This is a genomic window from Hymenobacter arcticus, from assembly GCF_054779975.1.
The window spans coordinates 245,281-270,049 of the sequence record NZ_BAAGXF010000002.1 but is presented as its reverse complement, the minus strand read 5'-3'; the positions used below and the strand labels follow the sequence as shown (position 1 = coordinate 270,049).

General features: G+C 60.7%; 22 protein-coding genes. 6 read left to right on the top strand and 16 right to left on the bottom strand.

All coding sequences use genetic code 11. From position 1 onward, the window contains the following. Nucleotides 1-80: 80 nt before the first annotated feature. The 3 genes from ACYVGC_RS04680 to ACYVGC_RS04670 all read left to right on the top strand — a co-directional run bounded on the left by ACYVGC_RS04680 (nucleotide 81) and on the right by ACYVGC_RS04670 (nucleotide 3,882). Entirely contained in the window at nucleotides 81-1,796 is a 1,716-nt protein-coding gene (locus tag ACYVGC_RS04680; protein WP_460582628.1) for a DUF1800 domain-containing protein, read from the top strand. A gap of 161 nt (nucleotides 1,797-1,957) precedes the next feature. Further along, entirely contained in the window at nucleotides 1,958-3,538 is a 1,581-nt protein-coding gene (locus ACYVGC_RS04675; RefSeq protein WP_460582627.1) for a DUF1501 domain-containing protein, read from the top strand. Between the two features lie 104 nt (nucleotides 3,539-3,642). After that, on the top strand, nucleotides 3,643-3,882 hold the full coding sequence (locus ACYVGC_RS04670; RefSeq protein ID WP_460582626.1) for a hypothetical protein: 240 nt from the start codon (nucleotides 3,643-3,645) through the stop codon (nucleotides 3,880-3,882). A gap of 96 nt (nucleotides 3,883-3,978) precedes the next feature. Here the strand turns inward: ACYVGC_RS04670 and ACYVGC_RS04665 are convergent, their stop codons facing one another. Continuing rightward, complete coding sequence (locus ACYVGC_RS04665) at nucleotides 3,979-5,004, bottom strand: septal ring lytic transglycosylase RlpA family protein (protein WP_460582625.1); 1,026 nt, start codon at nucleotides 5,002-5,004, stop codon at nucleotides 3,979-3,981. A 348-nt stretch (nucleotides 5,005-5,352) separates the two neighbouring features. Here ACYVGC_RS04665 and ACYVGC_RS04660 point away from each other — a divergent pair, with 348 nt between their 5' ends. Continuing rightward, the gene (locus ACYVGC_RS04660; protein ID WP_460582624.1) at nucleotides 5,353-6,261 is read left to right on the top strand and encodes a DUF72 domain-containing protein; all 909 of its coding nucleotides are present in this window, start codon (nucleotides 5,353-5,355) and stop codon (nucleotides 6,259-6,261) included. Between the two features lie 100 nt (nucleotides 6,262-6,361). Here ACYVGC_RS04660 and ACYVGC_RS04655 read toward each other — a convergent pair whose 3' ends face one another. After that, nucleotides 6,362-7,048: a DUF1345 domain-containing protein gene (locus ACYVGC_RS04655; RefSeq protein WP_460582623.1), complete on the bottom strand. Its 687-nt coding sequence runs from the start codon at nucleotides 7,046-7,048 to the stop codon at nucleotides 6,362-6,364. A gap of 122 nt (nucleotides 7,049-7,170) precedes the next feature. On the opposite strand from ACYVGC_RS04655, the gene ACYVGC_RS04650 reads away from it, so the two are divergent. After that, nucleotides 7,171-8,667, top strand: coding sequence for a nicotinate phosphoribosyltransferase (locus ACYVGC_RS04650; RefSeq protein ID WP_460582622.1), 1,497 nt, complete (start codon nucleotides 7,171-7,173; stop codon nucleotides 8,665-8,667). On the opposite strand, the gene ACYVGC_RS04645 is transcribed toward ACYVGC_RS04650, so the two are convergent. The 12 genes from ACYVGC_RS04645 to ACYVGC_RS04590 all read right to left on the bottom strand — a co-directional run bounded on the left by ACYVGC_RS04645 (nucleotide 8,633) and on the right by ACYVGC_RS04590 (nucleotide 21,753). Beyond that, nucleotides 8,633-9,133, bottom strand: coding sequence for a hypothetical protein (locus ACYVGC_RS04645; protein ID WP_460582621.1), 501 nt, complete (start codon nucleotides 9,131-9,133; stop codon nucleotides 8,633-8,635). The genes ACYVGC_RS04650 and ACYVGC_RS04645 overlap by 35 nt on opposite strands. After that, the gene (locus tag ACYVGC_RS04640; RefSeq protein ID WP_460582620.1) at nucleotides 9,120-9,284 is read right to left on the bottom strand and encodes a hypothetical protein; all 165 of its coding nucleotides are present in this window, start codon (nucleotides 9,282-9,284) and stop codon (nucleotides 9,120-9,122) included. Before ACYVGC_RS04640 ends, ACYVGC_RS04645 begins: the two co-directional genes overlap by 14 nt. A 127-nt stretch (nucleotides 9,285-9,411) precedes the next feature. Beyond that, nucleotides 9,412-10,509, bottom strand: a complete 1,098-nt coding sequence (locus tag ACYVGC_RS04635; protein WP_460582619.1) for an AIR synthase-related protein — start codon at nucleotides 10,507-10,509, stop codon at nucleotides 9,412-9,414. A gap of 169 nt (nucleotides 10,510-10,678) precedes the next feature. After that, on the bottom strand, nucleotides 10,679-12,178 hold the full coding sequence (gene purF, locus ACYVGC_RS04630; RefSeq protein WP_460582618.1) for an amidophosphoribosyltransferase: 1,500 nt from the start codon (nucleotides 12,176-12,178) through the stop codon (nucleotides 10,679-10,681). 47 nt (nucleotides 12,179-12,225) lie between these two features. Beyond that, the gene (gene purN / locus ACYVGC_RS04625; protein WP_460582617.1) at nucleotides 12,226-12,819 is read right to left on the bottom strand and encodes a phosphoribosylglycinamide formyltransferase; all 594 of its coding nucleotides are present in this window, start codon (nucleotides 12,817-12,819) and stop codon (nucleotides 12,226-12,228) included. Between the two features lie 3 nt (nucleotides 12,820-12,822). Continuing rightward, nucleotides 12,823-14,109, bottom strand: a complete 1,287-nt coding sequence (gene purD, locus ACYVGC_RS04620; RefSeq protein ID WP_460582616.1) for a phosphoribosylamine--glycine ligase — start codon at nucleotides 14,107-14,109, stop codon at nucleotides 12,823-12,825. Nucleotides 14,110-14,220: 111 nt separating this feature from the next. Continuing rightward, a complete protein-coding gene (locus ACYVGC_RS04615; protein ID WP_460582615.1) occupies nucleotides 14,221-15,588 on the bottom strand; it encodes a phosphoribosylaminoimidazolesuccinocarboxamide synthase in 1,368 nt (455 codons plus the stop codon). 10 nt (nucleotides 15,589-15,598) lie between these two features. Beyond that, entirely contained in the window at nucleotides 15,599-16,474 is an 876-nt protein-coding gene (locus ACYVGC_RS04610) for a phosphoribosylformylglycinamidine synthase subunit PurQ (protein ID WP_460582614.1), read from the bottom strand. 37 nt (nucleotides 16,475-16,511) lie between these two features. Beyond that, nucleotides 16,512-19,565 (bottom strand): phosphoribosylformylglycinamidine synthase subunit PurL, encoded by a 3,054-nt coding sequence (locus tag ACYVGC_RS04605; protein WP_460582613.1) that lies wholly within the window; start codon nucleotides 19,563-19,565, stop codon nucleotides 16,512-16,514. A 134-nt stretch (nucleotides 19,566-19,699) separates the two neighbouring features. Next, nucleotides 19,700-20,323, bottom strand: coding sequence for a type I phosphoribosyltransferase (pyrE, locus tag ACYVGC_RS04600; protein WP_460582612.1), 624 nt, complete (start codon nucleotides 20,321-20,323; stop codon nucleotides 19,700-19,702). Between the two features lie 352 nt (nucleotides 20,324-20,675). Next, the gene (pyrF, locus tag ACYVGC_RS04595; protein WP_460582611.1) at nucleotides 20,676-21,431 is read right to left on the bottom strand and encodes a beta/alpha barrel domain-containing protein; all 756 of its coding nucleotides are present in this window, start codon (nucleotides 21,429-21,431) and stop codon (nucleotides 20,676-20,678) included. A gap of 148 nt (nucleotides 21,432-21,579) precedes the next feature. After that, nucleotides 21,580-21,753, bottom strand: coding sequence for a hypothetical protein (locus ACYVGC_RS04590; RefSeq protein ID WP_460582610.1), 174 nt, complete (start codon nucleotides 21,751-21,753; stop codon nucleotides 21,580-21,582). 481 nt (nucleotides 21,754-22,234) lie between these two features. Between ACYVGC_RS04590 and ACYVGC_RS04585 the strand changes: the two genes are divergently transcribed. Next, nucleotides 22,235-22,975 carry a hypothetical protein gene (locus tag ACYVGC_RS04585; protein ID WP_460582609.1) on the top strand — a complete coding sequence of 247 codons (741 nt, stop codon included), beginning with the start codon at nucleotides 22,235-22,237 and terminating at the stop codon, nucleotides 22,973-22,975. 307 nt (nucleotides 22,976-23,282) lie between these two features. Here the strand turns inward: ACYVGC_RS04585 and ACYVGC_RS04580 are convergent, their stop codons facing one another. Then, the gene (locus ACYVGC_RS04580) at nucleotides 23,283-24,068 is read right to left on the bottom strand and encodes a S1/P1 nuclease (RefSeq protein ID WP_460582608.1); all 786 of its coding nucleotides are present in this window, start codon (nucleotides 24,066-24,068) and stop codon (nucleotides 23,283-23,285) included. A 75-nt stretch (nucleotides 24,069-24,143) separates the two neighbouring features. Continuing rightward, nucleotides 24,144-24,740 carry a Uma2 family endonuclease gene (locus ACYVGC_RS04575; protein WP_460582607.1) on the bottom strand — a complete coding sequence of 199 codons (597 nt, stop codon included), beginning with the start codon at nucleotides 24,738-24,740 and terminating at the stop codon, nucleotides 24,144-24,146. Nucleotides 24,741-24,769: the final 29 nt, after the last annotated feature.

The following is a 24,769-nucleotide window of genomic DNA, read 5'->3' as shown; positions in this document are numbered from 1 at the left end:
TTGTAAAATTTTGTTTATCAGTCACTAAACTTTCCCTGGCTCCGGCTATCTTTAAGCAGCACTCCTTTCGCCAGCTGCCTATGAACCGCCGAGCTTTCCTCCCATCCAAGCCGGCACCCGCTTTTGCCGCCGCCGCGTGGTCTAGCCCCAGCCCGGCCGCGGCCGCGCCCGAAACCGTGAGCCCCTACGCCAACCAGGCGCTGCCGGAAGGCCTGCGCACTATGGCTGCTACACTGGCCCCTTATGCCGGGCCGTGGGGCCTGCCCCAGGCGGCGCACCTGCTGCGGCGTTGCCTGCTGGGGCCCACGCGCGGCGAGATGCAAACGGCGGCCGGCTCGTCATTGACAGTGGTACTCAATGGACTGCTGACCGTACCCGCCGCCCCGGCCCCACCCGTAAGCGTGAGCGCCACCGATACCACCGTGGCCATTGGCCAAACGTGGGTGGGCCAGGCCTTCGACCAGACGCTGGAGGGCGCGCGCCGCACCTCGCTGCGCGACTGGTGGCTGGGCCAGCAGCTCACGCAGGGCCCCTCGCTGAGCGAGCAAATGACACTGTTCTGGCACAACCACTTTGTGGTGGAATTTGGCGACATCAACAGTGCGCAGTACGGCTACGAGTACGTGCGGCTGCTGCGCCAGCACGCCCTTGGCAACGTGCGCCAACTAGCTAAGGACGTGACCATTACGCCGGCTATGCTGCGCTACCTCAACGGCAACGCCAGCACCGCCGCCGCCCCTAACGAAAACTACGGCCGCGAACTGCTGGAGCTGTTTACGCTGGGCAAGGGGCCGCTCATCGGGGCCGGCAACTATACTACTTATACCGAGGCCGACGTGCAGGCCGCTGCCAAGGTGCTCACCGGCTGGCGCGACCAGGCCACCACCGTAGCCGGCTACTTCACAGCCAGCCGCCACGACACCAGCACCAAGCAGTTCAGCGCCGCCTTTGGCAATGCCAAGGTTGCGCCCAACGGGGCCAGCGAGTACCAGGATTTGCTGGACCTCATTTTCCGACAGTCGGCCACGGCGGCGTTTCTGGTGCGCAAGCTCTACCGCTGGTTTGTGTACTATATAATTGATGCGCAGGTAGAAAGCGATATCATTCAGCCGCTAGCTACGTTGCTGGTTGCCAGCAACTACGATATAGTGCCGGTGCTGCGGGCGCTGTTCGGCTCCCAGCATTTTTTTGATGCGGCCAACGTGGGCTGCCTCATTAAGAGCCCATTGGCGTTTACCGTGGGCGTGGCGCGGCAGTTTGAGCTGGCGCTGCCGCCGGCCAGCAGCCCGGTGGCGCAATATGGCCTCTGGGACTACCTCTACTCGCTGGCGCTGGTGCAGCAGCAAACCCTCGGCGACCCGCCCAACGTGGCCGGCTGGGCCGCCTACTACCAAACGCCGCAGTACCACGAGCTGTGGATAAACGCCGTGACCCTGCCCCGCCGCAACCAGGCCACCGACCTGCTGCTGGGCACCACCGGCTACACCCGCAACGGCGCTACCCTGCGCGCCGACCTCGTGGCCTGGGTGCAGGCCCTGCCCCCCGCCACCGCCCAGGACCCCAACCTCGTCATCGGCGAGTTTGCGCAGCTCATGGTGGCCATCGACCTTACGGCAAATCAGTTGGCCTTTCTGAAAAACGCCCTCATTCCCGGCTTGCCCGACTTTGAGTGGACTAGTGAGTGGAACCAGTTTTTGGCCACGCCCACCAACGTGGCCAAGCGCACGGCGGTGGCTAGCAAGCTCTCGGCCATGGCGCGGGCGCTGGCCGGCTTGGCCGAGTATCAGCTGAGCTGAATCTGTTTGGTGCTGATTAGTAATCGTTTGTCATTGCGAGCCTGCGAAGCAATCGCACCCGAACGACACCCATGCCAGTCGTGCTTATAGCCCGTTCGGGTGCGATTGCTTCGCTGTGCTCGCAATGACAGTTCTTATCTATTTGCCTAGTAGTCAATAATATGAAACGCCGCGACTTTCTTCAGACTTCCGCTGCGGCCACTACGGGCGTGGCTTTGCTCAGCGGCTTTCCTATTGGGGCCTACGGCTACTCGGCCGAGCTGGCGGCGCTCACCAACGCGGCCACTGCTACCGATAAGGTGCTGGTAATCGTGCAGTTGCAGGGCGGCAACGACGGCCTGAACATGATTATCCCGGTGGACCAGTACGCGGCCCTGGCGGCGGCGCGGCCCAGCATTATGCTGCCGCAGAGCCAGGTGCTGCCCCTCACGGCGGCCACGGGTATTCACCCGGCCATGGCCTCGGCCCAGCAGCTGTTCAAAAACGGCCAGCTCGGCGTGGTGCAGAGCGTGGGCTACCCCAACCCCAACTTCTCGCACTTTCGGGCCACCGACATCTGGACGTCGGGCTCCGGCTCCGACGTGGTGCTGACCACCGGCTGGGGCGGGCGCTACCTCGACGTCGAGTTTCCGGGCTTCCCCACCGGCTACCCCAGCCCCCAAAACCCCGACCCATTGGCCGTGAGTATTGGCTCGGTGGTGAGCAACTGCGTGCAGGGCCCGGTGGTGAACATGGGCATGGCCATCGCTAGCACCTCCAGCTTTTACCAGTTGCTGAGCGGTGGCGTCGATGCCGCGCCCAATACGCCGGCGGGGCACGAGCTCACCTTCATCAGGCAGGTGGTAAGCCAGACGCAGGTGTATACCACGGCCATTCAGGCGGCGGCGGGCAAGGCCAAAAACCTGTCGCCCCTCTACCCCGCCGCGGGCCAAAACGCGCTGGCCGACCAACTCAAAATAGTGGCCCAGCTGGTGGCCGGCGGCCTCAGCACCCGCATCTATGTGTGCCAGCTCGGGGGCTTCGACCTGCACTCCAACCAAGTGCCCACCACGGGCAGCACCGCCACGGGCGCGCACGCCACGCTGCTGGGCAAAATCGCCGACGGCATCAACGCTTTTCAGGACGACCTGCGGCGGCTCGGCATCCAGGACCGGGTGATTGGGCTCACGTTTTCGGAGTTTGGCCGGCGCATCAAGGCCAACTCGGGCTACGGCACCGACCACGGCGCGGCGGCCCCGCTGCTGGTATTTGGGGCGCAGGCCAACCCGCTGGTGCACGGCCCCAACCCCCAGCTGCCCGCCAACGCCGGCGTAAACGACAACGTAGCCATGCAGGTGGACTTCCGCAGCGTGTACACCAGCATTCTTAAAGATTGGTTTCAGGTGCCGCAAGCCACGCTCAATCAGCTCTTTGGCCAAGCCTTTCCCTACGTGCCGGTCATCAAGCAAACGGCCCTGGCTACCACGCCCGGCGCGGCCCCGGTGGTGGGCTTCAGCGTGTATCCCAACCCGGCGGTGGGCCAGGCCACGGCCCTGTTTGAGAGCCAGGGCGAGGCGGTACAAGTCAGCTTATTCGACGGGCTGGGGCGCGAGGTGCGCCGCTACGTGAGCGGCCGCACGCTGGGCACCGGCCCGCAACGCGTGCTACTCGATGTGCGCGGGCTGGCCCCTAGCACCTACCACTGCGTGGTGCGCGAGGGCGGGCGCAGCAGCGCGCTCGTGCTGGTGGTAGCGGGCGAGTAGCAAGAATAAGCTGCGCAGGAACACCCGCAGGCTTTTTGCGTAGAAGCCTAACGATGGGCAAATGCCCGTTTTTCTTGCCAACTCACTTCCAACTTGCCTTTCTCATGGCTGACCAGCTTCAACAACTCGATAAGATTGAATTCCAAGACGTTCTGCGCACCGTAGAGAGCGCCGTAAACGTATTCCAGGGCAAAACTGAGCACATGGACGACCTGCTCAAGAACGGTGGCACCCTGCTGCGCAAAGCTGCCAAAAAATTCACTTCGACCCAGCTTATTCTAACCGTGGCCGCCGTGGCCGTGGTAGCCATCGTGGTTATCAACCGCGCTACCGCCGACGAATAAGCGGCCCGGCTTTCAAACGCAAAAGCGGCTCTCCTTGCTAGGAGAGCCGCTTTTACGTTTACTATAACTTACTAAATATAAATAGCTTACAACCAACTACTCGCCGGCACGGGCCAGCGCCAAGGACGCGCTACTGGCCGCGGGCCGCGCCAGCTCGCTGGTGCCTAGGGCGGCGAGGCCGCCGGGCAGCGGGCGCCCCAGGCCGGTAATGCCCCCGAGCTGGAGGTTGCGGCGCACGGTTTCGGCGGCTAGCCAGCTATCGAGCTGGCCCACTAGTACGCGGCTGAGGGGGCGGCCCGCCACGGTAACCGTTACCACCTGGGCCGGCAGGGCCTGGTCGATGGTCAGAATCCGCGCTACCTGGGCCTGGGCGGCCAGCACGTCGATGAAGGTGCCGGCCTGCACCACGAAGCCCGTGGTGTCGAGCGGCCCAACGAGCGCCGTGGTGATTGGCGCGGCGGGGGTTAGGGTAGCTACCACCATCTCGGCGGGCTCGGTGGGCAGCAGGTAGGCCGTGAAAGGCGCTTTGGGGTTGGGGTCGGCCTGCTTGAGGTCGGCGAGGTTGTCGGGGGTGTCGGAGACGCCCAGCGGCGTGGTGGCGGGCACTACTTCGGCCACTACGGTGGCGGCGCCGGCTTCTACCAGGCCCAGCGGGCGGGCGGCCACTTCGGCCAGGTCGATGATGCGCTCGTGGCGAAACGGCCCGCGGTCGCTCACGCGGACTACCACCGTGGCGCCGGTGTTGAGGTTGGTAACCCGCAGGCGAGTGCCAAAGGGCAGGGTTTTGTGGGCACAGGTGTATTCAAAGCGGTTGAAGCGCTCGCCGCTGGTCGTTTTCATGCCCTGGAAACGCTTACCGTACCACGAGGCACGGCCCCGCAATACAGTGGAGTAGCCCTCTTGGGCCGCAGGAATGATGGTGGGCAGCATCCGCGGAATGTAGACGCGGCGGTGCAAATGCCTGGTACGGTGCAGCTTATGCGTACGGGTGGTGCGGTGCAGCTTGTGGGTGCGGGTGGCCCGGGCAGCGGCCGGCAGCGCCAGCCCTGCTCCCAGCGCCAGCCAGCAAAGGCAGCGCAGTAAAACAGCAGAAAAAAGAAATGTTGGTCGCGTAAGCGTCATCCGGTTTGGTCGATGGTGAACTAACCGAATGTAACCCGACCTCGGACAAAACCAAATTATGGGTTCTTCCTAACCAGATTGACAATTATTTTTAATTGTACTTTTACTATAAATCTTGTATTTACCTTACCCGCCCGGCCTTCGCTCAACCTGCAATTGTGTTTCCTAAAGGCGCTTTATGGGTCGTTTTTGTATTTTTCCGAGGCAAGCTCCTGAATTAGATTATCCGACGGGTGTAAGATTTGGGCCTTACGCTGGGTAGCCCAGGGCGAGGCTGTTTGCAGAATTGCTAACGCCGTCGTATATCGCGCCCGTAAGAATCTGGCCTTGGGCCGTACCTTCGTGGCTATGGATTTTGGCCGCCTGCCCGACCTGCGCTACGTTGATTTTCGCCTGCCCCCTGCCCACCCCGACACCGCCCGCGTGCTGGCCCGCACCCCGCCGCCGGCCGCGCCCAGCCTCTACGTAGGCTGCCCCATCTGGACCAATAAGGAGTGGCTCGGCTCTTACTTTCCGCAGGGCGCCAAGGAGCCCGACTTCCTGAAATACTACGCCCAGCAGTTCAACTCTATCGAGCTGAATACCACCCATTACCGTATCCCCGACGCGCCCACTGGGCGGCGCTGGCGCGAGGCCGTGGGGCTGGGTTTTAAGTTTTGCCCCAAGCTGCCGCGCAGCATCAGCCACGAGCGCGAGCTATATAATACCGACGAGCTTACCCTCAGCTTTACCCGGGCCGTGCGGGAGCTGAGCGACAACTTGGGCACCTGCTTCTTGCAGCTACCCCCGCACTTCGGCCCCGAGAACCTGCCCCGCCTGGAGCGCTTCCTGCTCGATTGGCCGGCCGCGGTGCCGCTGGCCGTGGAGCTGCGCCACCCGCGCTGGTTTTCGGATAAAGCCCTGGCTGACACGGTATTCGCCACCCTGGAGGCTCTCAATAAAACCCTGGTAATCACTGACGTAGCCGGCCGGCGCGACGTGCTGCCCCAGCGCCTCACCACGCCCGTAGCCTTTTTGCGCATTAACGGCCACGGCCTCATCCCCAGCGACTACGAGCGCGCCGACGCTTGGGCCGCCCGCCTGGCCGAGTGGTACCCCCAGGGCCTGCACACGGCCTATGTCTTTATTCATCAGAAAGATGTGCGTCACGCCCCCATCTGGGCCCAGCACTTCCTGGCCCGCATGCGCGAGCTGACGGGCATTGTGGTGCCGCCGCCGCGCCTGCTGCCGCAACAGGTGCAGGGCAGCCTGTTTTAGTCAGTTATCAGTCATCAATTATCAGTTATCAGCCTTTCTTTTTGCGCATTTTGCACCGATGGAGCGATTGATAACTGATGATTGATGACTAATAATTGACCTACAGGATTCCCGCTACGCCGTTGATAACCAGCGCAACCAGGGCCGTATTGAAAACGAACGAGATGAGGCCGTGCAGCAGGGCCAGCTGGCGCTGGCCCCGGCCGCTGATGCTGACGTCGGCGGTTTGGGCCGTCATGCCCACTACGAAAGCAAAATATGCAATATCTAGGTAGTTAGGCTCTTTTTCGCCACCCGGAAACTCCAGGCCACCCACGTCGGAGCCGTCCTCCTTTGCATCGTAATACGTGTGGGCGTAGCGCAACGTGAACACCGTGTGCACCAGCAGCCACGACGCCGCCACGGCCACACCGCTGAGGCCAATGTGCCGGGCCAGTACCGCCGGGGGCAAGCCGTGGCTGGTACCCAGCAGTAGCACCACAGCCAGCAGGCTAGCGCCGGCCGCCACCAACACAAACACGAAGCTCAGCAGCCGGCTCAGATCTTCGGAGGCGGCTACGGCCCGAATGCGGGCGGCATCGGCGGTATAAACGGCCATCCAGATGAGGGCCAGGGCGGTAATGGCAAATGCATCCCACCCGATAATCAGCCGGACCAGCGTGTGGTAATGAGCGGGGCTAAGTGCCCAGGCCGCTACCCCTACCACTGCCCCTACTACCAAGCGTAAGGAGGTGGGCAAGTGGCCCATTCGATGCAGTAGCGACTGCGGAACAGCGGGAGATTTCACGCCCCAAGATAGCCCTTTGGGTGGGTGCAATGCATGAAGACGGGCTCGGCAGGCACCCCACTCCCGCTCATACTGCGGGCCAAAACAGCCTACTATTCCATTTTTTCTGCTTGCTTTGCCCCATGAACGACGCGCCCCTCTCCGGCCTCTACCGGCCCTCGCTAGCCCTGCTCACCGACCTCTACCAGCTCACCATGGCCTATGGCTACTGGAAGCAGGGCCTGCACGAGCGCGAGGCGGTGTTTCACCTCTACTTCCGCAAGGCCCCTTTCAATGGCGGCTACGCGGTGGCGGGCGGCCTGGCTCTGGCCGTCGATTACCTGGAAACCCTACGCTTTTCGGATGATGACATTGCCTACCTCGCCGGCCTCACGGGCAGCAAAGGCAGCCGGCTGTTCCCCGATGAGTTTCTGGCTTATTTGAAAGACCTGAAATTCACCTGCGATGTAGATGCCGTGGCCGAGGGCACGGTAGTGTTTGGTAATGAGCCGCTTGTGCGCGTGCAAGGCCCGCTGCTGCAAGCCCAGCTAGTAGAAACGGCCCTGCTCACGCTCGTCAATTTTCAAACCCTCATCGCCACTAAGGCCGCCCGCGTGCGCGACGCCGCCGGGCCGACCGACTCCGTGCTGGAGTTTGGCCTGCGCCGCGCCCAGGGGCCCGATGGCGGCCTCGGGGCCAGCCGCGCCGCCTACCTCGGCGGGGCCGATGCCACTAGCAACGTGCTGGCCGGCCAGCGCTACGGCATTCCGGTGCGCGGCACCCACGCCCACAGCTGGGTCATGACGTATGAAAATGAGCTGGACGCGTTCCGCGCCTACGCCGACGCCTTCCCCGACGACTCGGTGTTTCTGGTCGATACCTACGACACGCTCGACGGCGTGCGCCACGCCATCGAAGTAGCCCTCGAAATGCGCCAGCAGGGCCACGAGTTGGGCGGCATCCGCCTCGACTCGGGCGACCTGGCCTACCTCTCCAAAGAGGCCCGTAAGCTGCTCGATGCGGCCGGCCTGGAGAAAGTTCGCGTCGTGGCCAGCAACGATTTAGAGGAAAACCTCATCACCAGCCTCAAGCAGCAGGGCGCCCGCATCGACACCTGGGGCGTGGGTACCCAGCTCGTGACGGCCTACAACCAGGCGGCCCTCGGGGGCGTGTACAAGCTGGCTGCCCTGCGCACCGCCGATGGCCAGGGCTGGGACTTCACCATCAAGCTCTCCGAACAGCAGGCCAAAACCAGCATCCCCGGCATTCTGCAAGTGCGCCGCTACCTGGGCGAAACCGGCCAGCCCCGCGCCGACATGATTTACAACATCGCCGCGCCCGAGCCGCTGCCCGCCGCCCCCACGCTCATCGACCCCGCCGATGCCACCCGCCGCCGCCCCGTGCACCCCGGTGCGCCCTTCCGCGACCTGCTGGCTCCGGTGCTGCGCCAGGGCCGCCTCGTGCAGCCCCAGCCCACCCTGGCCGAAAGCCGCGCCCACGCCCGCCAGGAAGTCAACAGCCTGGACCTCAGCATCCGTCGCTACCTCAACCCGCACACCTACCCGGTGGGCTTGGAGCAGTCGCTGCACGAGTTTCGCACGCAGCTCATGCTGGCCAAGCGGCCGGTGCGGCCGGCATAGGGTTAACGCGCAAAAAGAAACCCCCACCGGGAGCGGCGGGGGTTTTCTTTTTCTGGTATGTAATAGTGTGTTTCGTTTTTTCTATCTCTATGTCGTAATCCAGCGGCGTTAATCGCTTCTTGTATAATTCAAACCGCTGCTCTATGGAATGCGCTTCGTCTATAAAATGCTCTACTATGTCAGGCTTGTATTCATCAAAAAATTTACGTTTCACAGCAAATACTATATCCCATACGCCGTCTTTAACCTCTCGTGGCAGATAGGAAAAATTGCCGGGCTCCACGGATTCTATGGCGAATAAGGAGAAATCACTTTGGTAAATTCGCTTCCCCTCATAATTCATCGAACTTATTCGATACTCTTGCACCAGCACTTCCAAATCTGGGTGTAAATAGCTGAGGTCGTATTCAAAAACGCCTCCAGCTTCACTCCAGTCACACATTATTATTCTGTCATTCTCTATCATTTTTATTTGTAGTTAATTCTTTTATTCTCTCCACTACCGCCATGCCTGTTTGGCGGTCAAGCTCAGCGTAGCGGGCCGTAAGGGCAGCGGCAGCGTTCTTACGCCGGGCCTCGCTTAAAGCTTTTGCGGTATCGTTGTTGTGCTTGTTCATCTCAAAATTGACGCGACGGCCCGGTTATTAGTTCAATGGATAAGCCCCACAAAACCAAGAGGTTTGTGGGGCTTACTCAAATATAATACGCTGCTAGTGATAGCTAGACAAAAACTCACTCAAAAAATTACGCATACTTCAACTCCCCCGCCGCCACACGCAGCGTCACGCCTGCCTCGGCGGTGAGGTAGCCGGCTACCTGGGCCTGGTAGCCGCTTTGGGTGAGTTGCTGCACGAGGGATTCGGCAGCTTCGGGGGCCGTGACAAGCAGCATACCGTTGCCCATGTTCCAGTAGAGGTAGGCGGTTTCGGGGCTGATGCCGCCGATTTCGCAGAGGCGCTGCATGGCGGGCAGGGGCGCGAAGAGGTTGTCGAGCACCGCGCCGAGGCCGTTTTTGAGCACCCGCTTGAAGTTGTCGGCCACGCCGCCGCCCGTGATGTGGGCCGCGCCGCGCAAGGACAGACCGGCGTCGAGCACCGCCGTGAGGGCGGGCGCGTAGATGAGCGAGGGCGCGAGCAAGGCCTCGCCCCAGGTGGCGTACTGGTCGGCGTCGGTGCCGTCGTAGGGCGCCGTGTGCCAGTTGTCGCCGAAGAGGCGCTGCAACGTCTTGCGGGCTAGCGAGTAGCCATTGGAGCGGAACGAGGGCGAACGCAGGGCTACCACCGCATCGCCGGCCTGGGCGTGCGCGCCGCTCAGCGGCTGCTCCAGGCTGGGATGCAGCACACCAATGGCCGTGGAGCACCAGTTGAAGTTCATGCGGGCACCGGGGAAGCCGCCAATACGTGAGCCAAGCTCGGCAATCTCACCGCCGGTGATGGCGATTTTCGAGAACATGCAGGCGTCGTGCAGGCCGCGCATCATCTCATCAACTACATCATAGTCAAGAGTATTGACATCGATAATATTCGACAGGTTGGTGGGGATGAAGCCGGCCGCGATAAGGTCGTCGGCGGTCATGGCTACCAGGTCGTAGCCCAGGGTATCGTATTTGTCGAGGCGCTCACCCAACTCGATTTTGGTCCCGATACCGTCCGAACTGATGCCTAGGCGCTCTTTGCCAAAGCCGATTTCGTTGCTAAAGCCCCCGTCGAGGCCGCGGGCGGGCTCGCCGGGCAGACCGGCGCGGGTAGCGAAGGTTTTTTTCGACCAGTTGTAGGCGTTTTTCGAGGCGGCGTTGCCGAGGTCGATGGAGTAGCCGGCGTCGGGGGTTTGGGCGTTGTTCATGCGGTGCACCCCACCCCCCGGCCCCCTCCCCTCCGGGAGAGGGGGAGCCTGACGATTTGGGTATTAGCTGGATAATTAAAAACGTCTTTTACTTAAATAATCGTCAGGCTCCTCCTCTCCCGGAGGGGAGGGGGCCGGGGGGTGGGGTGAATCGTGGAGGGCGACTATTCTAATGCTCAGTCGGCGCGGGCGCCTTGGCGCTTACCGACACGGCCGTTTTATCCACCGGGCGGTGGCTCTGGCGCTCCTCCTGAATGTGGCGTAGGTAGCGCGTTACATCGCCCGTGGGGTACTTGCCAGTGAAGCACGCGAAGCACGAGCCGCCGTGGCCGCGCTCCTCGGCAAAGAGGTCCTGCAAGTCACTCAAATCCTGGTAGATAACCTTATCGGCTTCGATGTAATCGCAGATTTCCTGCTCCGTGTAGTTGGCCGCAATCAGCTCGGTGCTCATGGCCATGTCGATGCCGTAGATACAGGGCGACACCAGCGGCGGCGCGCTCGAAATGAAATATACCTCGGCCGCCCCGGCTTCGCGCAGTAGCCGCACAATGCGGCGCGACGTGGTGCCGCGCACGATGCTATCGTCCACCACGGCCACTTTTTTACCTTCCACAAAAGCCCGAATGGGGTTCAGCTTCTTCTTCACCACATCTTCGCGGCCGGCCTGGGTGGGTACAATGAAGGAACGGCCCATGTGGTTGTTTTTCACCATGGCCCGGCGGTAGGGCACCCCAATGGCTTCGGCCAGGCCCGAGGCGGCGAAGTAGCCGCTGCTGGGCACGTCAATCACCATATCGGGCTTTAGGCCAGCGTCGGCCACCTTGCGGGCCAGGATTTTGCCGAGGCGCACGCGCTCGCGGGCCACCAGCCGGCCGTGGATGGTGGAGTCTTCACGGGCGAAGTAAATCTGCTCAAACACACAGAATGCCTTGGGCAGCGCGTGCTGATTTTTGTAGTGCACCTGGAAATTCTGGTCGATGAACACGGCTTGGCCGGGGCCTACGTTCTGCACAAACTCAAAGTCGAGGTAGTCGAAGCAGGTACTTTCCGAGGCGAAGGCGTAGACCGGGCCTTCGGGAGTTTCGCGGCGACCCAGCACCAGCGGCCGGATGCCCAGCGGGTCGGTGAAAGCCAGCAGGCCGTGCCCGGCAATGATGGTGATGGTGGCATACGCACCCTTCACCAGCTCCTGAGTCGTTTCGACGGCATCAAAAATATCGACTACCGAAATTCGGTCCAGGTCCTTCACACGCAGCTCCGAGGCGAAGGTGTACATGATGAGCTCCAGGTCGTTGGTCGTCTTGGGCAGCACGTGGTACTTCTCGTGCAGCAGCTTGGCCACGTCGCGGAAGTTGATGACGTTGCCGTTGTGCACCATCGCCAGCCCAAAAGGGTAACTCGTGGTGAAGGGCTGCGCCAGGTCCGAATCGTTGGCGCCCTGCGTGGTGTAACGCACGTGCCCAATACCGGTGTTGCCGGTCAACTTCTTGGTATGCTTCGGTTTAAACACGTCGTTGACCAGCCCCTGCCCCTTGTGCAGGTGAAAGGCGTCGCCGTCAAACGTAGCAATGCCGGCGGCATCCTGCCCCCGGTGTTGCAGGGCGGTGAGGCCGATAATCATATCGCCCACCACGCGCTCAGGGCCGTGAAAACCTACGATGCCGCACATAATTAATTGGTAAGTAGCAAGGAACAATGAGTAATGCCAACAATTCTTTAACTTACTGATAGATTGCTTTTTAGCAAATCTGCCAGCGTTTCGGCGTATAGTACGTGCTCCACGGCCAGGCCGCGGCGCTGCACTTCTTCGAGCGTATCGGCCCCTACCAAATTTACAACGCGCTGGGCCAGGACGGGGCCCGTGTCCAAGCCTTCGTCCACGAGGTGCACCGTTATCTTAGTCTCCGCCAGATGGTTATCGAAGGCCCATTCGTAGGCGTGCAGGCCCTGGTGCTGGTGCGTATCGGCGGGGTGAATGTTGACGATGCGCCCCGCGAAGGCCCGCACAAACGTGGGCGACAGCACCCGCATGTAGCCCGCCAGTATCACGTAATCAGGCCGATACGCTTGCAGAATAGCCACCACTTCCTGGTCGAAGCTTTCCCGCTTGCGGCCCTTGGAAGCCAGGCTAGCCGTGGGCAAGCCCAGCGCCGCCGCAGATTCGAGGCCGGGCGCGGCCGGGTCATTACTGAATACCACCACTACTTCGGCCACCTCTCGCAACACGCCGGAGCGCAGCGATTCGGCCAGCGCCAACATGTTGGAGCCGCGGCCGGAAAGCAGGATAGCGAGGCGTTTTTTGGGCTGCATCAGTTAATAAGCGCCGGTTTCGAGCGCGGGAACAGGGCGTTGGCCGATATCGGCGCGCACGTATTTATCTTGAAAATAAACCTTCTCGGCTTCTGCGTAAGCCAATTGAACGGCCGTGGGTAAATCGGGGCCGTGCGACACGACTACCGCCACCCGGCCGCTATTGGTGAGCAGCTCGCCGTCTATTTCGCCCGGCTTCACGCCACCCACAAACACTTGCGTATCAGCTCCTTGGTTACCAATGCCATGAATAGGGAAGCCTATTGGGAACTGCGCGGCCGGGTAGCCGCCCGAGGCCAGCACCAAACCCACGAACGCGCCGGGGCGCTGGCGGGTGATGGTTTGGGCCAGGTTGCCATCTAGCGTGGCCACGATGAGTTCAAGTAAACTGCTTTCCAGCGCGGGCAAAATCACCTCGGCCTCGGGGTCGCCGAGGCGCACGTTGTATTCGAGCAGCTTGGGGCCGTCGGGCGTCAGCATTACGCCGAAGTAGAGGAAACCCACGAAGTCGAATGGCTCGGCTTGCAGGCCGCGCAGCGTGGGGTCGATGATGTCGCGGCGGATGGCGGCGAGCCAGTTATCATCCAGAAACGGCACCGGGCAATACGCGCCCATACCGCCCGTGTTGGGGCCTTCATCGTTGGCCAGCAGCTGCTTATGGTCCTGAGCGGGGGCCAGCAGCCGGATGCGGTTGCCATCGGTGAGGCCGATGAGGCTGACCTCGGGGCCAGTCAATTTCTCTTCGAGCAGCACCGAAAACCAGCCTTCGTGCAGCTGGCGCAATTCGGTGAGGGCGGCCGTGCCCTCGGCTACCGAGCTGCACACGTACACGCCTTTGCCGGCGGCCAGGCCGTCGTATTTCACCACTACCTGGCCTTGCAGCTCCTCTACTTTGGCCTGGGCCTCGGCCAGCCGGTCGCTGCGGTAGCTCCAGGCGCGGGCCGTGGCAATGCCGTGGCGGCGCATGAAGTCCTTGCTCCACACCTTCGAGCTTTCCAGCGTAGCCGCCTGCCGGCGCGGGCCAAACACGCGGATGTCGGTATCGAGAAAAAAGTCGGCCACGCCGGCGGCGAGCGGCGCTTCCGGTCCCACCACTATCAGCTTGACCTCCTGCGCGTTGCAAAAGGCTTGAATGGCTGGAAAGTCGAGGGCGCTGATGCTGGGCACGCTGCCCGGAATACCGGCGTTGCCGGGCAGCACGTGAACGGTCGCGCCATCTTGGCGGAGTTTGGTGGCCAGGGCGTGCTCGCGGGCACCGGAGCCGAGGAGGACGAGAGGTTGGACGTTCATAGAGCGCGAAGTTTCGCGAAGTGAAAAGCGAAGTTTTGCAAAGCCGGACCAGCCGTGAGCGCGGCTTTACCAGCCTTCGCTTTTTACTTCGCGAAACTTCGCGCTAAAAAATTACAACGTTTTCAGCTCATCAGCCACTTTCAGCTTAGTCTTCGTCTCCAGAATATCCTGGCGCAGACGCTCGCGCAGTCGCGGCGTATTAAGGGCGCGTAATGCTGCCTGGGCCGCGTTGTCGGGGCGAGCTACCAGTAGGTTAGGCGTGTTGCTGGGCGTGATAACCAACGAGTCTGACTTCGTAGCCTGCGGCGGGCACGAGATAACGGGCACGTTCACGTTGGCGGCCAGGGTATCACCGAGGCCATTGGCGAGGTCGGCCAAGGCGATAATCACGCCGGGCTCGATGGAGCGGTTCCAGACTTCGGCCATAGCGTCGTTCTCGTCGGCCAAGGTTACGTGCAGCTGCGTAAACACCTCGTAGCCGTCGAAGAACAAGCGGAGTTGCTGGCCCTGCTCTTCGCTGGCGGGCGAGTCCAGCACGATGCTTACCCAGGCGTCCTTCACTAGGCCGGCTTTTACCAGGTTGCTAACCAAGCGGTTGGCTACGTTGCCGCCGGTGGCGGTTTCGTCGGCCGTGGCCAGGGGCTGGCCCACCACGCGCTGGTAAATGTCGAGGTAGCGTTTGGTGGCCTCCTGGGTTACTTCGGGGGTGAGGGCGCGGGGGTATTTGTCGTCTGCCTTATTGGCAATCAGCCACTGGCGTACGTACTCCTTATCCATCTGCTCGGCGCCCTTGGGGTTCTGGGCGTAGTCGGCGGCGCTCCAGAAACGCGACGAATCGGGCGTGTGGATTTCGTCAATCAGAATCAGCTCGCCGTTCAGCAGGCCAAACTCGTACTTGGTATCAACCAGGATAATGCCCTGCGAGGCCAGCAAATCGGAGCCGACCTTGAAAAGCTCCAGCGCCTTTTCGGCCATCTTATCATACAGCTCCTGGCTCACCCAGCCCTCGCTCACAAGGTTTGCGGGGGTGATTTCGCGGTCCGACTCCTCTTTGGTTGTCGGCGTCACGATGGGCGTGGGAAACTGCTGGTGTTTGGTGAGGCCGTCGGGCACAGTCACGCCCGAGAACGTGCGCTGGCCGCTCTGGTAGCCGCGCAGCATCGAGCCGGTGAGGTAGTTGCGCACTACCATCTCCACCTTAATGGGCTGTGCTTCCTTTACCAGCATGGCATTGGCATCAATCATCGCCTGCACGTGGTTGGGGATGATGTGGGCCGTCTTCTCAAACCAGAAGTTGGCCAGCCCATTGAGCACCGCGCCCTTGTGGGGCACGGCCGTATCGAGCACCGAGTCGAAGGCCGAGAGGCGGTCCGACACCACAATGAGTCGGGTGCTGTCGTCGATGCGGTAGCTGTCGCGGACTTTGCCGCGGTGCAAAAGCTGAAGCTGGGGGGTGGCGAAATACGGAAGCGTGCTCATACCGAATAACTTAGGCGTGGGTAACTGGTGCGCTAGCTTCCTGCGCCCGGTGCTGAAGATGCGTAACTATGTTCTTGAAAATCGCCAGGCCCTCCCCTTCTTCCTTCAACTCGCCGCGGCGCTTTTTCATCCCCCAGTCGGGGTGGTTGCAGCCGGCCAGGTAGGCCTCGGGGTGGGGCATGAGGCCAAAAATGTGGCCCGTGGGGTCGGTGAGGCCGGCGCAGTTGAGGTCGGCCCCGTTGGGGTTGAGCGGGTAGGTGCCCGTCTCCTGGTCGTCGTGGCCAGCGTAGGTCAGGCAGTTGAGGCCCAGCTCGGTAATGCGGTCGCGGGTGGCCGCATCGGGCACTACCAGGCGGCCTTCGCCGTGGCGCACGGGCACTTCAAACGACGTCAGCCCGCTCAGGAAGGGCGTGGGCGTTTTGGCCTGCGAGTTCACCTTGAGGCGCACCCAGCGGTTTTCGTAGCGGCCCGACGCGTTGTGCGTCAACGTTACTTCGGGCTCGAAGTTGCCGCCCAGGTTGGGCAGCAAACCCAGCTTTACTAGCACCTGGAAGCCGTTGCAGATGCCCAGCACAAACTTGCCGGCGGCCACAAACTCGCGGATGTCGCTGAGCAGCGTGCGGCCGGCGGCCCCAGTCTGGCGGTAGCGCAGCTTATTAGCCAGCACCACGCCCGAACCCAGGTCGTCGCCGAACGAGAAGCCGCCCGGAAAATTCAGAATATCAAAGTCATGGATGCTCACCCGGCCGTGCAGCACCTCGTTGAGGTGCACAATGGTGGGCACACCGCCCGCCAGGCGGTAGGCAGCGGCCATTTCCTCTTCGCAATTGATGCCGAAGCCGGTTAAAATCAATGCCTTAGGCGCTACCTGTTCGTGTTCTGCCATTGCTATTTACCTTACTAACGTACTAGCCACTTGGTACTTATGAATGTAGTGCTGTTGCCGGCTCCAAGCCAATCGTTTGGTTGACGGGGCCGTTGGTCCAGGCGGCGCGCAAGTCGGTGGTATTCAGGCTCAGTAGCTCGGTGGCCTGGTGGCGCACGCGCAGCTGGCCATCGGCCGTGACGCGGCCCAGGCGGGTAGCCCGGTCCATCAGAATACTTTCGAAAGCCGTTACGTCCTCGGATGCTACGCTCACTACGAAGCGCGAGTGCGACTCACTGAATAACAGCGCATTTACTGACAGCTCGGCGGGTAGGCCGCTCAGGTCCAGCTCCGCTCCTAGCCCGTCGCGGCCAAAGGTGCATTCGGCCAGTGTCACGGCCAAACCACCATCACTCAGGTCGTGGCTGCTTTGGATGAGCTGCTGGTCGTTGGCTTCGCCGACTAGGGTGTAGAGCGCCTTGGCTTTGGCAAAATCAACCTTGGGCACATTGGCTCCCAGCTCGTTATAGAGTTGATAGAACTCCGAGCCGCCTAGCTCGTCGTAGGTTTCGCCGAGGAGGTAAATCACGTCGTCGGCCTGCTTGAAATCGGAGGTAACTACCTGGCGCACATCGGCTACCTTGGCCGTCATCGAGTAAAGGACCGTGGGCGGCACCGAGATTTTCACCCCGTCGGCCTTGAAATCGTTCTTCATCGAGTCTTTACCGCTGGTGAGCGGGATGCAGTATGCGGCGCAGGCGTCGCGCAGGGCCTGGCACATCTGCACCAGCTTGGCCAGCTTCTGCTTGCCATCGGGGTTGATGGCGGGGTCGTAGACCGAGTCGGGCACGCAGAAATTGTCGTTTACCGACCAGAAGATGTTGTCGCTCGGCGTGAGGTTGGGCAGCTTGCCGCCCACCGAAATAATCTGCCGCACGGCCTCGTCAAACGAGCCGGCCGACATCTGGTAGGCGTCCAAATCGCCCATGCGGGGCAGGATGCCGTTACTTACGGCTACGCCCTCCCAGCTCTCAAAATTGAAGCGCACCACGGCGGCATCCTGCGGTGCCTGGCCGGTGGCGCCCATGAGGGGCTTCACAATGGTGCGGCCCTTCACCTCGTGGTCGTACTGCCGGATAACCGACTCGCGCGAGCAGATATTAAGCGAGCCCAACAGCTTCAGCAGCACGTCGTTATAATCGAGCACGGCGGATAGCGCCGGCTCTTGGGCAACGGGCTTGGTGTATTCGGCCAGCAGGGTTTTGCGCGGCACGCCGTCGTGCAAGAATTCGAGCGAGATACCAGCAATAGGCTTGCCATCATATAGCACGTCGAGCGAACCCTCGGCGTTGAAGAAGCCAATATCGGTCAGCTCAACCTCCATTTCGCCGCCCAGGGCCAGCAGCTCGTCGAGCTTGGCGGGCTCCACGGCGAGCGTGAAACGCTCCTGCGACTCGCTCAGGAAAATCTCCCAGGGCTTGAGGCCGGGATATTTGAGGGGTACTTTTTCCAGCTCTACCACTGCGCCGCCGGGAATGAGCGCCAGCTCGCCGATGCTTGATGAGAGGCCGCCCGCGCCGTTGTCGGTGCTGCACCGGATGAGGCCGCGCCGGGTGGCGAGGATGAGGAAATCCATCGCCAGCTTTTGAGTGATGGGCGAGCCGATTTGCACGGCCGTGGCGGGCGCGGCTTCGTCCAGCTCGATGCTGCTGAACGTGGCGCCGTGGATGCCGTCCTTGCCCACGCGGCCGCCGGCCATGATGATGCGGTCGCCGGGCAAAATTACCTTTTCCCAGCTGTCTTTGCCGTCCAGCTGCATGGGCATCACGGCACCGGTGCCGCAGTACACGAGCGGCTTGCCGCGGTAGCGGTCGTCGAAGATGATAGCGCCGTTCACGGTGGGCACGCCCGACTTATTGCCGCCATCCTCGATACCCTTGCGCACGCCCTCAAAAATGCGGCGCGGGTGCAATTGGCCGGTCAGCAGCGGACCATCATAATCGGGGTTACCGAAGCACAATACGTTGGTATTGAACAACAACCGGGCACCACCGATGCCGGTAGCCAGCGGGTCGCGGTTGTTGCCCAGGATGCCGGTGATGGCCCCGCCGTAGGGGTCGATGGCCGAGGGCGAGTTGTGCGTCTCGACCTTCCACACGAACAGCGACTCGGGATTGATGCGCACCGCGCCGGCATTGTCCGAAAACACCTTGATGAGCCAGTCGTTGCCGTTGGCGCGCAGCTGCCTATCTACCTCACTGGTAGCACCTTTGATGAAGGTTTTGAACAGCCCGTCAATCTCTTCCTCGGCGCCCGTTTCCAGGTTTTTGTACTTGATAACGGCGCTGAATTCCTTGTGCTTGCAGTGCTCGGACCAGGTTTGGGCCAGAATTTCGAGCTCGCAGTCGGTGGGGTCGGCCGGGAGGCCCTGCCCTACCCGCTCCTCACGCAGGCTGGCCTGCGCGTAGTGGTCGCGGATGGCCTGCATTTCGGGCAGGTTGAGGGCGTACACGTTGTCTTTGCTCAGCTGCAAGAGCTGCTCATCCGAGAGGCCGCTGAGCACGATGGTTTCGGTGCGGGCGTCGGCGCCGCCGCCGGGCCGCGGGGTGTAGTCGCGCAGGCCATCGGCTACCGCACCTACCTCGAAGCGGTTAATCAGCTTGTTGCCAAGGAGTTCCTCGGCTATCCGGCGCAGGTCGTCCGCAGGCAGCGCCCGCTCGACCCAGTAGAGGCGCTTCGAGAAAATGTGCTGCGTGCGGGTGTCGATGGCCTCGTTGCGGAAGTCGCTGAGCGCGTTCTGGGCCGAGGTGCCTTCGTCGTCCGTCACGCCGGGGCCTTTGGCCACCAATATGTAGCTCTGGAAGCCGGCGGGCGCGGCCAGCTCGTTGATGGCCACCGCGTGCAGCACGGGGTCTTGGAGGCAGGCGGCGGCAAAGTCGGCCACTTGCGGCGCGGTGAGGCCGGGGTAGCGCACGGCGTAGAGCGCCGCGCTGCGCACCTGGCCGGTGGTCAGGCCGAGGTGGCGGGCCGCGTCGGCGGCCACGCGCTGGCCGTCGCCGTCGTGGCGGCCGGGTTGCAGCGAAAGAAGGATGGAATGCTGGGTGGTTTCCAAATTAACTTTTGTCAGGCTGGCGAAGGGAGCATCTTATCACTGCTTCCTTCACCAGGTTTGCTAATCACCACGTTGCGAGTGTGATAAGGTCCTTCGCAAGCGTACGCCAGATAAGGTTGACAGGTGGTAATGGATTACTTCGAGTCCGGCCGACTGCCGGGCTTCACGGCCGGAATCCCGGCCAGGTGTTGGGGCACCGCATCGGCCGCAAACACGGCCGCCTGCACCGGCAACAGCGCAAAGTTCGGGAACGGAAGCTGCGCGGCACCATTCGTGCGGTCAATTAATGATACTACCGCCAGCACTTCGACCCCCATTTCCTGTAAAACCCGGGCTACTTCGAGGGTACTTTTGCCGGTCGTAACTACGTCTTCAGCAATAACTACCCTTTCGCCGGGGGCCAAGGTAAAGCCGCGCCGCAAAACCATTTCGCCATTGGCATCGCGCTCCGTAAAAAGTGACGGTACGCCCAATTGTCGAGCTAATTCGTAGCTCACCACCACGCCGCCCATGGCCGGGCCCACTACCGTATCGGGCGTGAGGCCGGCGGCGCGCAAGCGGCTGGCCAGCTCGGCCATGGCGGGCGCGGCCAGCTCGGGCTTGCGCAAAAAGCGGGCGCACTGCACGTAGGTATCGGAGTGCAGCCCCGACGAGAGCTTGAAGTGGCCGCTGAGCAGCGCGCCTTCGGCGCGCAGCTGCGCTTCGATGATGCGGGCTACTTCGGCGGAGGGTAGGTTGGGGGTGAGGGTGTTATTCATGTCAAAAAACTGTAGCCTGGACTCTGTGAATCCAGGCGTAAAATAGGCTGGTCAATGACTTACTAATGGCTCTGGACCTTTTTTAAAATACTCTTCGGGAATAGTCCAGACTTCCATTCTAGATTTTCCAGGTATAGTATCTGATTCCTGGGAAACTGTAGTATCAATTTCACCGAACCACACGGCAATATGCTCTTCTGGTACCTCGTCTCCATCAAGCATTTACCCACTAAGCCCGACAACTACACAGTGCCGATTATTCCACTCAAGCACTAGAATGTCACCTAGTTTAAATACGTTTTCCATATAGCTTTAGCAGTGCAGCTCGCGGACTCACAGGGTCTACGGTACATCAGGCCGTTACCGGCCGGTGCTCATTTATTTCATTCATCAACTCCCGCGCCGCATCCCCCGCATCTTGCGCCTGCCAGATGCTGCGCGAGGCGTTAATCAGCAGCCCACCACCATCGGCAAACAACCCCGCCGCCAGCACGGCGGCCAGGTCGCCGCCCTGCGCGCCGATGCCCGGCACTAGGAACCACTGCGTAGGGCACAGCTGCCGCAGACGGCCCAGCGCCGCCGCATCGGTAGCGCCGGCCACGAGGCCGATGTTGCGGTGGGTGGCGTCGAGGTCGGCTAACAGCTTGGCGGTGAACTCGCTCACGGGCTCGCCGTTTTGCAGCACGGCCTCCTGCACGGCCGACTGGTTGGAGGTCTTGGCCAGGGCAAACACGAACTTGCCGGGGCGGGCGAAGGGCACCACCGCGTCGGCCCCCATGTAGGGGTTCACGGTCACGGCATCGGCCCCGAGCACGTCGTAGGCAAACTGCGCGTAGTGCATGGCCGTGTTGGCAATGTCGCCAAACTTGCCATCGAGGATAACCGGGATGCCGTCGGGCACGCACGCAATGGTTTGGCGCAGCAGCTGCACCCCGTTGTCGCGGCTCAGGAAAAAGGCCAGGTTGGGCTTGAAGGCGGCGGCGTAGGGCGCGGTTTCGGCAATCACCTGGGGCAGGCGGCGCGTCACGTCTTCGTCGGAGCCGGTGGGGTCGAGGCCCACGCAGAGCAGCGTGTTGGCCTGGGCAACGCGGGTGAGGAGCTTTTGCATGGCTAGCGGGGGTAGCGTGGACTCTGCGAGTCCGCGCGGGGGTAGGTTGGCAGGGCGTTCACACGCGCGGACTCGCAGAATCTACGCTACACGAACTAATTAAAAACAAAAGCGCCCGGCGTAGGCCAGGCGCTTCATAGTCAGCAGCTTACATTACATTTTTGTAATACTTACGCGCGCCGCGCATCGTCGGGCCCCATGCCTTAATCACCGCCATCCGTTTGGGGTCGGTGCTCAGGTTGCGGTTGCCGGCGTGGGCCGAGGTAGAGGTCGAAGACAACGTAGCGGCGGCTACTTTCGGGGAAAGCGTGTTGGTGTCCATACTAGAGTTAGAGGGGAATTTGTATTTAGCAAAAACCTGAAACCTGAAAAACCTTACGCGCTGGCCGGGCACAAAAAAACCGCTTCAAACAACTGAAGCGGTAAATCAAAACGACGAAACGAAAAACGAATCACAGAACGGCTGAAAAAAGGGCCCACCAGCCTTCCGGTCTTCTCGCAGAACAGCTGTTTTAGCCGCTCCGCGCATCATCCATTGGTGGTTGAGTGCGTTCACAGTGCAAAATTACGATTTCCTTTTTAGGCGCAAGGTTATCATTCGCAAAAAGCTTTTAGGCAAGATTTCTCAATCGCTTTTTTTGGCGCTAACGTGGTCAGAAACACGTTTTTCGGAGGTTTTTACGGAAGTGATTTTTTTAAGGGTTTTTTAACTGCTTGCGCACCAGGCAGTAGCTACCGTAACTTTGACTGCTTATTTCATATCTGAGCTAGCTACCCCTAGGAGCAATTGAGCAGAATAATTGATGGATTCTGTTGTTACAATTGCCCGCTTACTCGAATGCGAGCACAAGCATCAGGTAACGTTTTCGAGTGAGTTGGAGGAGGTCGCTACCTGTTTGGGGGAGCAATACCCTGGCTTCGACTACCCAGCTATCGTAGCACAACTTGCCAACTTTGCTACTGAGCATCAGCTAGCATTCGATGCGTACACTGCCAGCGCCTGGGTAAACAATACCAGTTTTGCTATGGAATGGCGCACTGAACAAGAATCTGATACCTCTGAGTTTGTGATAGAGCGTGCTCTTGTGAAGCAAGGAGACCGAAAGAGCGCATTGCATCATCGGCTCTCCCTACCTTTTCGACTTCGGGAAAAAGGGCTGGTGAAGCCAATACTAACAGCCTTCTATCAGCAATACAGATTAGCTGCTATTGATGATATCAAGCTGAACGCTGGCAAGTTTATAGGAGGCTATTTTTGGGCTAAGCTGGGGTTTTACGCCACTGAAGAACAGGCAGTACGCGCTATTCTTGTGGGTGGGAAACTTAAGGATATCAGCCATGAAATCCTCTGCGTTTGGCAAGACATTGTGGACACTTTTTACGAGCAGAACCCTTCCGGCACTCCTTTTCCTATGCTTTTACTAAGCAATGGACAAGAAGGAAAAACGCTTTTAAAGGACACCTCTTGGGCCGGCACTATGGATTTGCATAATCCACAGCACTGTGCTATCTTTGAAAACTATCTAGGCCTTTTCAACGTCTGACTAGAATAATGTTCATAACCCAACTACAAGCGCTTTCTGGACAAGGTCCTCGCGCTAGCTATTCGGAAGAACCAGTGCCAGTTGAAACAGACCGACAGGGTTTAGTGTGGTCGGTTCTAAAGGTTGTTTCGATGGGCGTATTGAGTCGGGAGAAGGCAATGGCTTTCTATAAAGTAGACGCTACTACGATGGAACGTTACGAGCACTCCTTGAAGGCTTTATGAACGTTCATTTCCGAATAAGAAAGGGGAGTCTGGTTACCTTACAAGTAACCAGACTCCCCTTTCTTATTCGGTGTAATTAGTACTTACTTAAACGCCTCGTTGAGCACGGCAGCCAGCCGCACGCCGGCCTGCTGCAGGCGCTGCTTCACGATGGTGGCGTGGGCCGGGTAGTAGCGGTAGTCGGGATTGGGATTTTGGGCGGCCTCGGTGTAGAGCTGGCCCGCGATGGTGTACGACTCGAAGAGCCACTCGGCGGGGCTGGTGGTAGCCTGCCAGGTTTTGATGAGTGGGGCGGGCACGGCGCTGTACTGGGTGCCCAGTTCGGTGTAGGTGAGGCCCTGGTAGTCGAGCAGGCCGCTGTCCCAGAGGCTGTGCAGGTTGGTGTCTTTGCCGCGGTAGGTGAGCTTGATGTCGTTGCCGCCCTTGTCTTCGGCGCGGCCGGTGTGCATGGGCTGGTGAATGTCGCCCACAATGTGTACCACGAAAGTGAGGGCCTCGGCCCGCTGCTCGCGGGTTTTGGCGGGGTCCTTCATCTCCTTGATTTTCAGCAGCAATACGTTGTAGGCGTTGGGCTCTACCTGGGCCTTCACGGCGGCTAAGTAGGGCTCATGGGTGAGGCCCATGGCGGTGTTGACGTAGTGCCAGGGGGCGGTTTCCTTGAACTCGGGCAGGTAGCGCATCTCATCGGGGATGGTGCTCACCATGGCCAGCGACTGCGAGCCGAGCAGGTTCATCACCTCGCGGCGGGCCTTCTCGGTGAGGTGGTTTTCGGCGATAATGCCGATGGCGCGGTGGCCTTCCACGCCCCACGCCCAGCCGTGCAGCGGTAGCGCGGCCCAAACGGCCAGCGCAAACAAAAACTTCTTCATCAATGCAGAAAATAAAAGACCGGCAAGGACACCTTGCCGGTCGGGGGGTTGCAAATATAAGCGGGTGGGCCGGGCTCAGGCTTCGGTGAAAATCTCGGCCCATTCGAGCGCCAGGCCGGGCAGGGTGGTTACGGGGATAAGGCCGGGCTCAATGTATTCACCCACTAGCTTATACTGTTCATTTTCACTTGCATAAGCCGTTATAGTATTCTGGCCAGGGTATACTATCCAGTATTCGCGCACGCCGCTTTCCTCGTAGAGGTCAAACTTGGTTTTGGTATCCCGGGCGGTGTTGCCGGGCGATACGATTTCGATAATCCAGTCAGGCGCGCCTAGGCATCCCCGGTCATCGAGTTTTGTACGGTCGCAAATGACACAGATATCGGGCTGCACGACTGTCTGAATCTGCTGGTTGCCATTGGCGCCACCAGTTGTCAGGCGTACATCGAAGGGCGCGTGATACATTTCGCAAGCTGTACTGCGTAGAAAGGTGGCAATCGAAAATTCCAGCCTATTTGAAAGCTGCTGGTGCCGCCGGCTTGGCCCCGCCATCGGCCGCATCACCTTGCCTTTAATAAGCTCCACAAACTCGTCAAACTTCCACGTCAGATAATCAGCGTAAGTGTACGTTTTGCTCAGGTCGAGCTGCGAAAACTGCGTGATGGGTTCCATAGCGGGGCGTTGTTGATACCACGTATAAA